Origin of the sequence: Ramlibacter sp. PS4R-6 (assembly GCF_037572775.1) — a bacterium.
GTDB lineage: Bacteria > Pseudomonadota > Gammaproteobacteria > Burkholderiales > Burkholderiaceae_C > Ramlibacter.
On sequence record NZ_JBBHKA010000001.1, the window covers coordinates 2911335 to 2926397 of the forward strand.

13 protein-coding genes are annotated in these 15063 nt (G+C 68.4%); 9 read left to right on the plus strand and 4 right to left on the minus strand.

Annotated elements, in window-relative coordinates:
* Positions 1–7 precede the first annotated feature (7 nt).
* The gene (locus tag WG903_RS14440) at positions 8–646 is read left to right on the plus strand and encodes a GntR family transcriptional regulator (RefSeq protein ID WP_340076576.1); all 639 of its coding nucleotides are present in this window, start codon (positions 8–10) and stop codon (positions 644–646) included.
* Between the two features lie 43 nt (positions 647–689).
* Complete coding sequence (locus WG903_RS14445) at positions 690–2513, plus strand: hypothetical protein (RefSeq protein ID WP_340076578.1); 1824 nt, start codon at positions 690–692, stop codon at positions 2511–2513.
* On the opposite strand, the gene WG903_RS14450 is transcribed toward WG903_RS14445, so the two are convergent.
* A complete protein-coding gene (locus WG903_RS14450; RefSeq protein WP_340076580.1) occupies positions 2510–3388 on the minus strand; it encodes a decaprenyl-phosphate phosphoribosyltransferase in 879 nt (292 codons plus the stop codon). The genes WG903_RS14445 and WG903_RS14450 overlap by 4 nt on opposite strands.
* A gap of 20 nt (positions 3389–3408) precedes the next feature.
* Between WG903_RS14450 and WG903_RS14455 the strand changes: the two genes are divergently transcribed.
* Both WG903_RS14455 and WG903_RS14460 read left to right on the plus strand, forming a co-directional pair.
* Positions 3409–4698 (plus strand): FAD-binding oxidoreductase, encoded by a 1290-nt coding sequence (locus WG903_RS14455; RefSeq protein ID WP_340076582.1) that lies wholly within the window; start codon positions 3409–3411, stop codon positions 4696–4698.
* Positions 4699–5439 carry an SDR family NAD(P)-dependent oxidoreductase gene (locus tag WG903_RS14460; RefSeq protein ID WP_340076584.1) on the plus strand — a complete coding sequence of 247 codons (741 nt, stop codon included), beginning with the start codon at positions 4699–4701 and terminating at the stop codon, positions 5437–5439.
* Positions 5440–5442: 3 nt separating this feature from the next.
* Here WG903_RS14460 and WG903_RS14465 read toward each other — a convergent pair whose 3' ends face one another.
* Positions 5443–5895: a MarR family winged helix-turn-helix transcriptional regulator gene (locus WG903_RS14465; RefSeq protein ID WP_340076587.1), complete on the minus strand. Its 453-nt coding sequence runs from the start codon at positions 5893–5895 to the stop codon at positions 5443–5445.
* Positions 5896–6000: 105 nt separating this feature from the next.
* On the opposite strand from WG903_RS14465, the gene WG903_RS14470 reads away from it, so the two are divergent.
* The 4 genes from WG903_RS14470 (at position 6001) to dbpA (ending at position 11623) form a co-directional block, all read left to right on the plus strand.
* Positions 6001–6420, plus strand: coding sequence for an organic hydroperoxide resistance protein (locus WG903_RS14470; RefSeq protein WP_340076589.1), 420 nt, complete (start codon positions 6001–6003; stop codon positions 6418–6420).
* Entirely contained in the window at positions 6420–7445 is a 1026-nt protein-coding gene (locus WG903_RS14475; RefSeq protein ID WP_340076591.1) for a redoxin family protein, read from the plus strand. Before WG903_RS14470 ends, WG903_RS14475 begins: the two co-directional genes overlap by 1 nt.
* A gap of 138 nt (positions 7446–7583) precedes the next feature.
* Positions 7584–10190: an FG-GAP-like repeat-containing protein gene (locus WG903_RS14480; protein WP_340076594.1), complete on the plus strand. Its 2607-nt coding sequence runs from the start codon at positions 7584–7586 to the stop codon at positions 10188–10190.
* A 38-nt stretch (positions 10191–10228) separates the two neighbouring features.
* Positions 10229–11623 carry an ATP-dependent RNA helicase DbpA gene (dbpA, locus tag WG903_RS14485; RefSeq protein ID WP_340076596.1) on the plus strand — a complete coding sequence of 465 codons (1395 nt, stop codon included), beginning with the start codon at positions 10229–10231 and terminating at the stop codon, positions 11621–11623.
* Between the two features lie 11 nt (positions 11624–11634).
* Here the strand turns inward: dbpA and WG903_RS14490 are convergent, their stop codons facing one another.
* The gene (locus WG903_RS14490) at positions 11635–13344 is read right to left on the minus strand and encodes a M14 family metallopeptidase (protein WP_340076598.1); all 1710 of its coding nucleotides are present in this window, start codon (positions 13342–13344) and stop codon (positions 11635–11637) included.
* Between the two features lie 36 nt (positions 13345–13380).
* Between WG903_RS14490 and WG903_RS14495 the strand changes: the two genes are divergently transcribed.
* Positions 13381–13857, plus strand: a complete 477-nt coding sequence (locus WG903_RS14495; protein ID WP_340076601.1) for a GNAT family N-acetyltransferase — start codon at positions 13381–13383, stop codon at positions 13855–13857.
* A gap of 3 nt (positions 13858–13860) precedes the next feature.
* On the opposite strand, the gene WG903_RS14500 is transcribed toward WG903_RS14495, so the two are convergent.
* Positions 13861–15039, minus strand: coding sequence for an acyl-CoA dehydrogenase (locus tag WG903_RS14500; protein WP_340076604.1), 1179 nt, complete (start codon positions 15037–15039; stop codon positions 13861–13863).
* Positions 15040–15063 lie beyond the last annotated feature (24 nt).

Genomic DNA, 15063 nt, shown 5'->3' on the forward strand with positions numbered 1-15063 from the left:
GGCAAACATGGCCTCCGCCGTCTCCCTAGCCCCGCGCGCCCTCTACGAAGAAGTGGCCGAGCAACTGCGCCAGCAGATCTTCCGGCGCGAGCTCGAGCCGGGCAGCTGGATCGACGAGGTCAAGATCGCCAGCGAGTTCGGCATCAGCCGCACGCCCCTGCGCGAGGCGCTGAAGGTGCTGGCCGCCGAGGGCCTGGTCACGATGAAGGTGCGCCGCGGCGCCTACGTCACCGAAGTGTCCGAGACGGACCTGGCCGACGTCTACCACCTGCTCTCCCTGCTGGAGAGCGATGCCGCGGGCGTGGTGGCGCAAAAGGCCACCGACGAACAGGTCAAGGAGCTGCAGCAGCTGCACAAGCAGCTGGAGGCCGCGCAATCCGACCGCGACAAGTTCTTCGCGATCAACGAGCGCTTCCACATGCGGCTGCTGGAGATCGCCGGCAACAAGTGGCGCGACCAGCTGGTCGCCGACCTGCGCAAGGTGATGAAGCTCAATCGCCACAACTCGCTGCTGAAGGCCGGGCGGGTCAAGGAATCGATGCTGGAGCATCGCGCGATCGTCGACGCCATCGCCAGGCGCGATGCGAAGGCGGCGACCAAGCGGATGCAGGAGCATTTCACCAACGGCTTGAAGGCCGCCGCTTAGACGCGCTGCTAGACTCCCGCGATCCAAATCGAGGGAGGGTGCATTGGGGCGCTGGAAGCAATGGGTGGCGAACCCGTGGGTGCTGGCTTCCATCGGCGGCCTCCTCTTCCTCGCCGCGTTCCAGTGGCGCTACGCCACCGTCTCGCCGCTGCTCTACGAGTTCCGCGACGACGGCATCATCACCCTGAGCCACGGCCGCAACTGGGTCGACTTCGGCTTCATCGGGATCAACCCGTCGGGCGAGCGGCTGGAAGCCACGTCCGCGCCGCTGCAGATGTTCCTGTATGCGGCTGCGTACGCGCTGTTCGGCGCAGGCTACGCGCCGTTCGTCAACGTGCAGACATGGGCTTGCACCTTTGCGCTGGGCGCGATCCTCACCTTTTTCTTCGCCACTCGGCCCTGGTTCGCGCTCGGCGTGGCAGCGGCATCGGCCCTCGTGCTCACGCAGGCGGGGTCGTTCGTCGTGTGGCATGGGTCCGGCATGGAGAACGCGCTCATGCACGTCCTGCTGCCCTGGACGGTGTACCTGCTGTACCGCTTCTCCGTCACGGGCCAGGTGGACTTGCGCTGGGCCGTCGTGCCTTTCCTGGCCAGCATCGTGCGCGTCGAGGCGGTCTACCACGTGGCCCCGCTGCTGGCCGTGTTCTGCGCGTACTGGGCGACGGCGCGCGGCGGCGGCGAGGCGCGGCGCTTCACGGCCGTCGTCGCGGTGCTTTGGATCGCGTTCAATGCCTGGCGCTACTTTTATTTCGGCGCCGTGTTTCCCAACACCGCGGTCGCGCAAGGCATCTCGGTCGGCGAACGGCTGGTGGAGCTGGTGACCCTCAGCCCCACCTACCTCGACCAGTCGCTGACGGCGGCGCGCGTGATCTTCTCGCGGCATGGCGCGTACCTGCTGTTGCTTGCGCTGCCGCTGTTGCTGCTGCGATCGCGCTCCGGCCCCAACGTGCTGCTGCTGGCGCTGGGCGGAACGCTCGTCCTCACCGCCCTGTTCACGCCCTTCCTCTTCGGCGTGGCGCGGCTGGACACCTCCCGCACCACCACGCAGCTGGCGGTCGCGGTCGTCATCGTGCTGATAGCCGCCGCGGCCGACTGGCAGCCCCGCCGCGCCGACCGCTACCCCATGCTCGTCACCGCCATCGCGGTGTTCCTGATCCACCAGGTTTCATCCTCGGCGCCCTACGGCGTGTGCTGCGGCCTCGACGACTTCGACAAGACGCGCAAGTCGTTCGAGCAGCTCGCGCAGCGCGAAGGCATCCCGCGGCCCACCGTCGCCAACCCCGACCTGGGCATCGTCAGCTGGCACAAGACGATGAACATCGTCGACCTGGGCCTCCTGGGCTCGTCCATCGTTCCGCGGCTGGACGCGGACGGGCCCGCGATGCGGCGCTACCTGCTCGACTTCGCCGCGCCCGACATGTTCGAGGCGCATGGTTTCTGGAGTTGCCGCTACGCACGCGCGCTCGGCCCGGCCTTCTTCGAGCGCTACGCCTTCGCGGGGGCGCCCGATGCGAAGCCGACGATCTCGTGCAAGGGCGTGGAAGCGCCCTCGGGCGTTTGGATCCGCAAGGACGTGATGCGCGATTCAGCCAGCCGCGAGCGTGCCTTGCTTCAGGACCTGGCCCGCAAGCCGGACGTGGCGCGTGTCGCCGCGGAACTGCAGGCGTGCAAGGCATCGTGCGTCTACGTGGCGCGGTCGGTGTACCGCATGCTCCCGGAGTTCCGCGCGCAAGGCGACGTCCCGAAGCTCAGGACGCTGTTCGAGAACAGCCCGTCGCGCGACTACGACCTGTTCCTCATCGCGGGCGCCGAGGACCCGCGCGCGTGGCGCAAGGCGCTCGACTTGCTGCGCGAAGGCGCGCACTAGGCGCCGGGCCACATGCTCCAGGCGCAGACGGCAACCCACGCCACCACCGTCAGCGCCAGTTGCCAGTCGCCCAGCAGGGCGTCGGTGGGCGATTCGCCTTCGTCATGCACCTCCACCACGTACCAGTAGCGGAACAGGCCGAACAGCACGAGCGGGATCGTCATGGCCAGCTGCGGCCGCGTCGCCACGACGAACATGCCGTAGAACACCAGCGCGCCCGTCGCCGCGATCTCGGCGTAGCGCTCGACCAGCGTGACCGGGTAGGAATCGAGCACCTCGCGCGTCGCCGCGCCCATCTTGAGTTCCTGCCGGCGCTTGACGGCGGCGAGGTACAGCGCCAGGCACAGCGTCGTGATGAACATCCACGACGACACGGGCACGCCCAGCGCCATGCCGCCGGCGAACACGCGCAGCACGAAGCCGATCGCCACGACGAAGATGTCGATCACCGGCTGGTGCTTCAGCGAGACGGTGTAGGCGAGGTTCAGGACCAGGTAGGCGGCGATCACGTTGACCACCGCCGGCATCACGAACCAGGCGGCGACCAGGATGGCATAGAGGACGCCCAGGAGCGTGAGCGCGGCCTGCGGCGTCACGATGCCCGCGGCCAGCGGCCGGCTGCGGCTTTTCTTCGGATGCGCCCGGTCCCGCTCGACGTCGTGAAGGTCATTCACAATGTACGCGGCGGACGAAGCCGCGCAGAACAGGAGCATCGCGAGGATGGAACGGACGATCGCGGAGGAATCGGTGAACAGCCCGGCGAACACCAGCGGCGCCAGGACGAAGCCGTTCTTCACCCATTGCTTCGGCCGCATCAGGCGCACGAGCCCCGGCATCTGGCCGGTGCGGACGTTCAGGGCGGCGTTGTCTTCCATCGCCGGATGATTCTCGCACCATGAAGGACGTCTCCTCCTGGGGCCGCCTGGAACGCAGCGCGCATCGCACGGTGCCGTTGCTGGAAAGCGATAGCCTCGCCGCTGCCATCGCGGGGTCGCCGCTGCCGGGACTGGCCTACGGGATGGGGCGCAGCTACGGCGACGCGTGCCTCAACCCCGGCGGCACGCTGTGGGAGACGGGGCGGCTGGACCGCTTCGCCTCCTTCGACGCAGCCACGGGCCTGCTCGATTGCGAAGCCGGGGTGCTGCTCGGCGATATCCAGCGAACCTTCGCGCCACGCGGCTGGATGCTGGCCGTCTCGCCCGGCACGCAGTTCGTGACCGTGGGCGGCGCCATCGCCAACGACGTGCACGGCAAGAACCACCATGCGCGCGGCACGTTCGGCGAGCACGTCGACGCGCTCACGCTGGTGCGCACCGACCGCCGCGTCATCGAATGCGGGCCGCAGCGCGAAAGCGGCTGGTTCGCTGCGACGGTCGGCGGGCTGGGCCTGACCGGCGTGATCGCGCGCGCCACGCTGCGGCTGGCCCGCGTGCCCGGGCCGTGGTTTGAGGTGCAGACGCTGCCCTTTCGCACGCTCGCCGACTTCTTCCGCTACTCGGACGAATCCGAAGCGGCATGGGAGCACACCGTGGCCTGGATCGATTGCCTCAGCGCCGAGGGCCGGGGCATCTTCTTTCGTGGCCGGCCCGTGCCATCCGATGCGCCACCGCCGCGGGAGCATCGCCGGCGGCTGCCGGTCGACCTGCCCCTGGTCAACCGCTTCAGCCTGCGCGCCTTCAACATGCTCTATCACGCCAAGCAGTCGCGGGCGCCGCAGCAATCCGTGCAGCACTACTCGCGCTTCCTCTACCCGCTGGACGGCATCGCCCACTGGAACCGCATCTACGGGCGGCGCGGCTTCTACCAGTACCAGTCGGTGGTGCCGCAGGGCTCGCGTGTGGAGGCGACGCGCGAAATGCTCACGCGCATCAGCCGATCAGGCGAAGGCTCTTTCCTCGCGGTGCTCAAGACCTTCGGGCGCCGCGAAGCCCCGGGGATGCTGAGTTTCCCCATGCACGGCGTCACGCTGGCGGTGGATTTCGCGAATGCGGGGGAGCGGACCGCGAAGCTGCTGGCATCGCTCGACGACGTCGTGCGCGACGCCAAGGGCCGGCTCTACCCGGCCAAGGATGCGCGCATGCCCGCCGCGCTGTTCGAAGCCGGTTATCCGGGGCTGCAAGAATTCAAGGCGTACCGCGACCCGGGGATCAGCTCCGCGATGTCGCGCCGCCTCATGGGAAGCTGAATGACACGAAAGATCGCAGTCGTCGGAGCCACGTCCGCCATCGCGCGCCAGTGCGTGCGCCTGTGGCTCGAGGAAGAAGCTTCGGATGTCACGCTGGTCGGCCGCGATGCACGCCGGTTCGAAAGCACGGCCGCCGACATGCGCGTTCGCTCGCCGGGCTCGGCCATCTCCGTGCGCGAGTTGGACCTGGTGAACGTGGCGGCCATCGAGCAAGGTGTTGCAGACCTCTGCGAAGGTGGTGCGCCGGACATCGTGCTCATCGCCCACGGTTCTCTTCCGGAGCAGGCGGCCTGCCAGGACGACCTGCGCATCGCGGCCGATGCCCTGCAGGTCAACGCGCTCTCGCCCGCCTTGTTCGCCGAGGCCTTTGCCAAGCAGTTGCAGAAGGCAGGACGCGGCACGCTGGTGGTCATCGGCTCCGTCGCCGGCGACCGCGGCCGGCGCAAGAACTACACGTATGGCGCCGCGAAGGCGCTCGTCGACCGCTACGTGGAGGGGCTGCAGCACCGCTTCGCCGGCTCGGGTGTCCGCATCGTCCTGGCCAAGCCGGGGCCGACCGACACGCCGATGACGGCGCACATGGACACGCGCGGCATGGCCTCGGCCGCGGACGTCGCCAAGCGCATCGTCGAAGGCGCCCGGCGCGGGCAGCCCGTGATCTACGCGCCCGCGAAGTGGCGGCTGATCATGTTCGTCATCCGCCACCTGCCGCGCCGGGTCTTCGACCGGCTGGACATCTGAGCCTTACTCCCCGGGCTTCAGCGACTCGATCAGGTTGTCGCGCAGGCCCGCGACGGCCTTTTGCAGCGTGCGGAACTCCTGCGGGCTCAGGCCCGTGGCGCCGACCAGGTTCGTATCCGCCGCCTTTTCTCGCAACCTGCGCCCTTCGGCGGTGAGGCTCACCACCACCTGCCGCTCGTCGGTGAGATCCCGCGTGCGGGTGACCAGGCCCATTTCCTCCAGCTTCTTCAGGATCGGCGTGAGCGTGTTCGACTCCAGGAACAGGTTGCGGCCCAGCTCGCGCACGGTCTGGTTGTCCTGCTCGGACAGGCAGATCAGCGTGATGTATTGCGTGTACGTCAGCCCGAGCGCGTCCAGCAGCGGCCGGTAGGCCTTGCCGAAGGCCAGGTTGGCGGAATAGATGGAAAAACACAGGAAGTCCGACAGCTTCCGTTCGGCCGGCGCCTTGGTACCCATGCCGCGATTGTACATCGGACCCGATTGAATCGGAAGCGCTTGACATCGGCGGGCCCGGCCCGTACATTCCATCGCATCCGATTGAATCGGATCAGAAAGGAATCCATGAACACCCCCATCGACAAGGTCCTGTACACGGGCCGCACCCACACCCTCTCCGGCCGCGACGGCAGCTCGCGCAGCGACGACGGTCGGCTGGACATCAAGCTCTCGCGCCCCGGCAGCACCGGCGCCGGCACCAACCCCGAGCAGCTCTTCGCCGCCGGCTGGTCAGCCTGCTTCCTCGGCGCCATGGGCCGAGCCGCGCAGAAGATGAACGTGGCCATGCCCCAGGGCGCCTCGGTCGACGCCGAGGTCGACCTGGCTTCGGCCGGCGACCAGTTCCTGCTGCAGGCCCGGTTGAAGGTGAACCTGCCCGGCGTCGACACCGCCACCGCGCAAGCGCTGGCCGATGCCGCCCACCAGATCTGCCCCTACTCGAAGGCCACGCGTGGCAACATCGACGTGACCATCGTCGCCGCCTGATGAAAACGACCGCTCGCCTCTTCTGGTTCGCCTTCGCCGTGGTGGTCGCGCTGACCTGCGCGCATTTCTCCCCCACGCAAGCCCAGGGCCTGTTCCAGCGCAAGGACGCGATGCCTTCGCTCGCCGCGGGCACGGGCTGGGTCAACTCCGCGCCCATCACCACCGAGTCGCTGCGCGGCAAGGTGGTGCTGGTGGACTTCTGGACCTACTCGTGCATCAACTGCCTGCGCACCCTGCCCTACGTCAAGGCCTGGGCGCAGAAGTACAAGGATGCCGGGCTGGCGGTCGTCGGCGTGCACACGCCGGAGTTCGGATTCGAGATGCGCGGGCCCAATGTGCAGCGCGCGGTGAAGGACCTGGCCGTCGACTTCCCGGTGGTCACCGACAGCAAGCGCGCGCTGTGGCAAGCCTTCGGCGTGCAAGGCTGGCCGACGATGATGCTCGTCGATGCGCAGGGCAAGATCCGCCTGCGCCAGCTGGGCGAAGGCGGCTACGAAGACACCGAGCGCGCCATCCAGCAACTGCTGCGGGATGCGGGCGCAGCGCCGGTGCCCACCGGCTTCGTCGCGCCGCAAGGCGAAGGCACGCAAGCCGCGCCGGGCCGCCAGCGCACCGCGTCGAACGAAACCTACCTGGGCGCCGCGCAGCGCCAGGGCTTTCGCGTGACGCCCGCCGCGAAGCTTTCGCTGAACGAGTGGACGCTGGACGGCGCGTGGACGGTGGAAGACGAGCGCGTGTGCCTCAGGCAGGGCACGGGGCGCATCGCCTATCGCTTCATGGCGCGCGACCTGCATCTCGTGGCGGGCCCCGCGATGGACGGCGAGACGATCCCCTTCCGCGTGCGCGTCGACGGCCGCGATCCCGGGCCGGACAAGGGCTTCGACACGGATGCCGCCGGCAACGGCCGCGCCGACGCGCACCGGCTGTTCCAGCTGGTGCGGCAAGGCAAGGGCAGCGGGGAGCGCCTCTTCGAGATCGAGTTCGCGAAGCCCGGGGTGTGCGCCTATGCGTTCACGTTCGGCTAGGAAGACCGCAACCAAAAGGATGCAGGAACATTTCACGAACGGCCCGAGGGCCGCTGCCTAGGGAGGAAATCCCGAACCTCCGTCACTGTTCGCATGCCTACAATCCGCCCGCGGTAACAACAACAGCAGGCGGCAGTCATGGAGTACCACGGGACGAACGGGGACGATACCCTGAGCGAGAGCGGCCTCGGCATCGAGCCGGGAAGCCTCATTTATGCCGGCAACGGCAACGACTCCGTCACGGTTTCGTACGCCAACGCCATCGGCGGCGCCGGCAACGACATCATCACCGCGCTGACGAAGTGGGCCGGCGCTGCCTACTTCGACTCGCCGACGGGCGTGGTCATCGACCTGGCCGCGGGCACCGCGCAGGACGGCTTCGGCACCGTCGACAGGCTGGTCGGCGTGCACACCGCCTTCGATTCCAATTTCTCCGACAGGCTCACCGGTTCCGGCACCGACGACACCTTCTGGTTGAGCCGCGGCAACGACACGGTTGATGGCGGCGCCGGCTACGACACGGTGACCTTCTACAACCAGAAGTCCACCGAATTCGACATCACGTACGACGCCGCCACGGCCACCTTCACCGTGCGCAAGCACACGGCGGCGGGCGACAGCGGCACGGACAGGCTCACGGGCATCGAGGCCATCCTGTTCACCGGCCCCGATTCGGACAACGTCACCTACACGCCCGACATGTTCGCGCCGGTGGGCGGCTTCCTGCGATCCACGGTTCGCTCGCCTTCGGACGACATGGGTACGGTCGACCAGCTGCGCACGGGCGACTTCAACGGCGACGGCAAGGTCGACATCCTCGCGACCCGCACGAAGGGGGACGTCGGCGCCACGCCCGTGGCCTTGCAGGTGATGTTGGGAGACGGCGCCGGCAAGTTCATCGACCACAGCGCGACGGTGTTTGCCGGCGGCGTGCAATACGTGCACTACGTGCCGCGCATCTACGTGGCCGACTTCAACAACGACGGCGTCACCGACATCTTCGCCCCCGACTTCGGGCTGGACGCCCCGCCGTTCCCGGGCGGCCAGAACTCGCTTTATGTCTCGGGCCCGGACAAGCAGCTGCAGAACCTCACGAGCACGCTGCCGCAAGCCCTGCGCCAGAACCACGGCACCTCCATCGGCGACGTCAACAACGACGGCTACGCCGACATCCTGGTGAACGCGCTCAACGAACGCACCGGCCATGCCGAGGACCTGCTGGTGAACAACGGCGCCGGCCGGTTCGTTTCGTCGCCGAACCTCGAGCCTGCGGCAATGAGGGCCGCGACGTTCAACCCCGGGCACACCAACTCGCTGCTCGCCGATGTGAACGGCGACGGCTACGCCGACATGGTGCTCGGCACGTGGGACCCGAACCCCGCCCCGTCGCAGGTGTACCTGAACAACGGCCACGGCAGCTTCGCGAATTCGGTGCCCATCGCGTTGCCGCGCAGCCCGGTTCAGAAGGAGATCGTGCTCGACATCCAGCGCGTCGACCTCAACGGCGACGACCTGCCGGACCTCGTGCTGTCGCTCACCAACGGCGGCGACCACGGCATCTTCTACCAGACCCCGTACATCCAGCTGCTCGTGAACGACGGCGGCGGGCACTTCCACGACGAGACGGCATCGCGGCTGCCGCAGGTGCTGCCGACACCCGTCGCCGGTGCGGGTGCGGGGCCCTGGTACAAGCTGGTCACCCCGGTCGACCTGAACCGCGACGGCTTCCAGGACCTGGTGATCGACGGCATGAGCCGTCCTTCGATGGTCTACATGAACGACGGCCAGGGGCATTTCAATGCGACATGGCAGGGCGGCACCGGCCAGCACGTGACCACCGCGGACGTCGACAGCGACGGCCTGGTGGACATCATCCAGGCCGGGCCGACGAGCTACGACGTGCTCTTGAACAAGATGGCCAACGGCCACGTGTACCGCGCGGACTTCGACGGCGGCACGATGCGCGGCTCCTCGGGCAACGATTCGTTCATCGGCCGCGCCGCCGCCGACACGGTGCAGTATTCCGGCGCGCGCGCGAACTTCTCGCTGCAATGGACCGCGAACGGCCTTACCGTGCGCGACAAGACCGCCGCCGAAGGCATCGACACGCTGACGGGCATCGACCACGTGCGGTTCGGCGACATGACGGTGAACCTGCACGTGGAGCAGGAAGCGGCGGCGATCGCCGCTGCCAGCGTGAAGCTGCTGGAGGAGCTGTACGTCGGCTTCTTCAACCGCACGCCGGATGCCGACGGCCTGGCCTACTGGATCGGGCAGCTGAAGGCCGGCGTCTCGATCGACAGCATCGCCGACGCCTTCTATTCGAGTGCCATCGCCTTCCAGTCGCTGACGGGCTATTCCGCCAGCATGACCAACGCCGACTTCGTGCGCGTGATCTACAAAAACGTGCTGGGCCGCTCCGGCGACACCGCGCCGCCAGACCCGGACGTGAACTTCTGGGCCGGCCGGCTCGCTTCGGGCGCGGAGACGAAGGGCTCGCTGCTCACGCAGATGCTCGGCTCGGCGCACACGTTCAAGGGCGACGCCACCTGGGGCTGGGTGGCCGACCTGCTGGACAACAAGGCCTACGTCGCCGACTACGTGGCCATCCAGCACGGCCTGACCTACCTGACCGGGGCGGATTCGATCACGAAGGGCATGGCGATCGCCGCGGCGGTGACGCCGACCGACTTCCACGCGGCGGTGGCGCTGGTGGGGATCGACGATCCCGCATTCGTGTCCTGAGGAGCGCGCCAGGCGCTCCGCTGTGGAATGATCGCGGCATGCCCGCCGCTTCCCCGACCGCCTTCGACACGCTCGCACTCTCCCCCGCCACGCTCGAGAACCTGCACCGCCTCGGCTACACCGGGATGACGGCGATCCAGGCCGCGAGCCTGCCGCCGGCCCTGCTCGGCAAGGACCTGATCGCGCAGGCCAAGACGGGCAGCGGCAAGACGGCCGCGTTCGCGCTGTCGCTGCTCGCGCGGCTGGACGCCAAGCGCCTGGCCGTGCAGGCGCTGGTGCTCTGCCCGACCCGGGAACTCGCCGACCAGGTCACCACCGAAATCCGGCGCCTCGCCCGCGCCGAGGACAACATCAAGGTCGTCGCGCTGGCGGGCGGCGTGCCGCTGCGCGGCCAGACGAACAGCCTGGCGCACGGCGCGCACATCGCCGTCGGCACGCCGGGCCGCGTGCTCGACCACATCGACCGCGGCAACCTGCAACTGGGCGCCCTGAACACGCTCGTGCTCGACGAGGCCGACCGCATGCTCGACATGGGCTTCGTCGACGACATCGCGCGCGTTGCGCGGCAATGCCCGGCGCAGCGCCAGACCCTGCTGTTCTCGGCGACCTACCCCGAAGGCATCGCGAAGCTGGCCGCGCAGTTCATGCGCGACCCGGTGACGGTCAAGGTCGAGGCTCAGCATGGCGGCGAGCACATCGAGCAGCGCTGGTACGAGGTGACCGAGGCTGCGCGCCTGCCCACCGTCGCGCGCCTGCTGGACCACTTCCGCCCCGCGAGCGCGCTGGCGTTCTGCAACACCAAGGCGCGCTGCCGCGAGCTGGCCGAACTGTTGCGCGCGCAGGGCTACAGCGCCCTGGCGCTGCACGGCGACCTGGAGCAGCGCGACCGCGACCAGGTGCTGGTCCGGTTCGCGAACGGCAGCTGCACGGTGCTGGTGGCCACCGACGTCGCGGCGCGCGGCCTCGACGTCGCCGGCCTTGCAGCCGTCATCTGCGTGGACACCACGCCCGATGCGGAAGTGCACGTGCACCGCATCGGCCGCACGGGCCGCGCCGGCGAATCGGGCATGGCGCTTTGCCTCGCGAGCCTGGACGAGATGGGCGCGGTGGGCCGCATCGACCTGCTGCAAGGCCGCGAGTCGACATGGCAGGAGACGGCCGAGCTCACCCCAGCCGGCGGCCCCCGCCTGCTGCCGGCGATGGCCACCGTGCACATCCAGGCGGGCCGCAAGGAGAAGATCCGTCCCGGCGACGTGCTGGGGGCTCTGACCGCCGACCTGGGCTACTCGCGCGAGCAGGTGGGCAAGATCGACATCAACGAGTTCGCCACGTACGTCGCCGTCGCCCGCGAGATCGGCGGCGAGGTCGTCGCGCGGCTGAACCAGGGGCGCATCAAGGGCCGCGCAGTCAAGGCGCGGCTGCTGAAGGACTGAAGGGTACCCGGCTACGCCGCCGTGATGGAAACCACCTGGAACCCCACGCGCGCGCTGCCGACCTTCACCTTCACCTCACCGGCGCCGGCCAGCACCAGCGTCACGAACTTCTCGTGGCTGTTGCCGCGCGTCCAGGGCGAGAACACGCTGGCCCCGCCGTAGAGGCCCGCGCCCCACCCTTCCAGGTGGCCGATCTCCACTTCGGTCGAAGGCGCGACGACTTGCGCCTTGCCGGCATCGACCGTCAGGCGCAGCGGCTCCGCATGCGGCAGCTTCTTGGCGGACGGCAGGCCGAAGCTCGCGAGGTAGCCGCGGTTGGCGATGCGCAGTTCCACCTTGGTGTGCTCGCCGCGCTTTTCCCTGGAGACGACCTCGACGACGATGCGCGGCGCCAGTGAAGCGACGCGCAGGAAGGCGGCGCTCTGGTCGTCGCACGTTTTCGCGAGCTTCTCGTACGGCGGGTTCCAGATGCCCACGCGCGGGTCGAAGCCGCCCACTTCCACCTCGCCCAGTTGCGGGTGCTTCGCCTTGCGCCATTTCCTGAACACGCGCCCGGCGTTGTGCTCCTTGTCGAAGGCGGCGATCTTGCGGATGTCGTCGCGCGTGAGCTTGGAGTAGCGGTCGACGAAGGGCTTCTTGCGCTCCAGTCCCACCTGGTCGAACAGGTCCCACAGCTCCACCACGTACGCGAGGGCGCCCCGCTGGTGGTAGGCGTAGTCGGTCAGGTCGCCCTTGAGCGGCTTGTCGGGCTCGTACAGGAATTCGTGGAAGCCGCTCACCACCGCGTAGCCGGTGAACTTCTTCATCCAGTCCTCGACCTGCTCGTACACGGCGAAGTCGCCCTGGTCCATCTTGCTGTCGGGCTTGTCGCCCAGCGGGCGGATCAGCACGCCGCCGAAGGTGTGCAAATTCAGCCAGCAGAAGATGTTGGGGTGGCGCGTGGTGAACTCCAGCACCGCGCGCGTCTCCGGCGCGCTGCCCGGGTAATGGCCCGCGCCCATCTGCTCGTGGTCGGGCGCCCAGGTGTGCGGGAAGTTGCGGTTGAAGTCGTAGGGGTTGTCCGAAAGGAAGAACGGCGCCGGCACGTGGCGGCCGTCGTAGTTGGCGATCGTGCCTTCGGGGTACAGCTTGAAGAACGTCCCTTCGTCGTCGGGCTGGCGCGCCACCATCACCGGCGGGTCCACGGGCTGGCCGTCGTCGCCGCGCAGCTCGACCAGCTCGCCCTCCGGGTCCTGGATGCGCATGTAGCCGCCCAGGCCGTCGCCGTCGATGTCGGCGCTTTGCCAGTGCGGGTGGCTGCGCGCCACGCGGTCGTCCATGGGCGTGGAGCGCACGTAGCGCGCCTGCTTCAACACCGCCTCGGCGCCGTCGGGCGAGATGCGCGGCACCACGTAGAACAAGGTATCCAGCAGCGATTCGACCATCGGCGCGGCGATGGGTTTGCCGCCCACTTCCTTGCGCCCCAGGTGCAGCCCGATCACGTCTTCGGCGATCGCCAGCGCCACGCTCGTGCCGCACAGCTCCGACGCGTGCATGTTGCCGTCGATCCAGACGGCCGGCCGCTCCTCGTCGGGCTTGCGGCCGATGGTGAGGATGGGGATATCGCGCCCTTCGGAGCTGGTGCCGATGGACCCGAGTCGGACGAAATCGGGGTGCGCCTTGGCCCACGCTTGCAGCTGGGCAAGGAGTTCGGAATGATCGAGGTATTTCTGGCGGAACATGGGTGCGGATTCTGCCTTGTTGCGAAAGGGCCCGTGATGCAGCTCGATCCGATGACGCAAGCCGAATACGACGCGTACATCGCCACGTCCGTGGACAACTACATCCGCGACACGGCACGCGCGTGGGCGCGGCCCCCCGAGGAAGTCGAGGAGCGCGCGAGGAAGGATTTTGCCGAGCTGCTGCCCGACGGCCTGGCGTCGCCCAACCAGCACTTGTTCACCGCGCGGCTGCAAGCCGGCGGGCCCGCGGTGGGCCTGGCGTGGGTCGGAATGAGCGAGCGCCCGTCGGGGCGCGCCGCCTACATCTACGACATCTTCGTGAACGCCGAATCGCGCGGCCAGGGCGTGGGCCGCCGGCTCCTGCAGGCGGTGGAGGCGAAAGCCATCGAGCTGGGCGCCACGCGCATCGGGCTGAACGTGTTCGGCTACAACACCGCCGCGCGGTCGCTGTACGAGAGCGCGGGGTTCCGGGTGGGCGGCATGGGCATGTTCAAGATGCTGGAGCGCCCGTGACAACTAAAACGCGGCTATGCCCGTCTGCGCCCTGCCGAGGATCAGGGCGTGGATGTCATGCGTCCCCTCGTACGTGTTCACCACCTCGAGGTTCACTAGGTGCCGTGCCACGCCGAACTCGTCGCTGATCCCGTTCCCGCCCATCATGTCCCGCGCCGTGCGCGCAATATCGAGCGCCTTCCCGCACGAATTGCGCTTCATGATCGAGGTGATCTCCACCGACGCGGTGCCCTCGTCCTTCATGCGGCCCAGGCGCAGGCAGCCTTGCAGGCCCATGGTGATCTCGGTCTGCATGTCGGCCAGCTTCTTCTGGATCAACTGGTTGGCGGCCAGCGGCTTGCCGAACTGCTTGCGGTCCATCGTGTACTGGCGCGCGCGGTGCCAGCAGTCTTCTGCGGCGCCGAGCGCGCCCCACGCGATGCCGTAACGCGCTGAGTTCAGGCACGTGAACGGGCCTTTCAGGCCGCGTACTTCCGGGAAGGCGTTCTCCTCGGGGCAGAACACCTCGTCCATCACGATCTCGCCGGTGATGCTGGCGCGCAGGCCCACCTTGCCCATGATCTTGGGCGCCGACAGGCCCTTGGCGCCCTTGTCCAGCACGAAGCCGCGGATGGCGCCCTCGTCGTCCTTGGCCCACACCACGAACACGTCGGCGATGGGGCTGTTGGTGATCCACATCTTGCTGCCGGTCAGCTTGTAGCCGCCGTCGACCTTCTTCGCGCGCGTGATCATGCTGCCGGGGTCGGAGCCGTGGTTGGGCTCGGTCAGGCCGAAGCACCCGATCCACTCGCCGGTGGCCAGCTTGGGCAGGTATTTCTTCTTGGTCGCCTCGTTGCCGAACTCGTTGATCGGCACCATCACCAGCGAGCTCTGCACGCTCATCATCGAGCGGTAGCCGGAATCCACGCGCTCGATCTCGCGCGCCACCACGCCGTAGCACACGTAGTTCAGGCCCGCGCCGCCGTACTGCTCGGGGATCGTCGAGCCGAGCAGGCCCAGCTCGCCCATCTCGCGGAAGATCTTCGGGTCCGTGCTTTCGTTGCGGAAGGCCTCGAGCACGCGCGGCGCCAGGCGCTCCTGCGCATAGGCTTGCGCGGCGTCTTTCACGGCGCGTTCGTCGTCGGTGAGTTGCTGCTCCAGCAGCAGCGGGTCGGCCCAGTTGAACGATGCTTTGGCGGCCATGGGGGGATCTCCTTGGGGAACTTG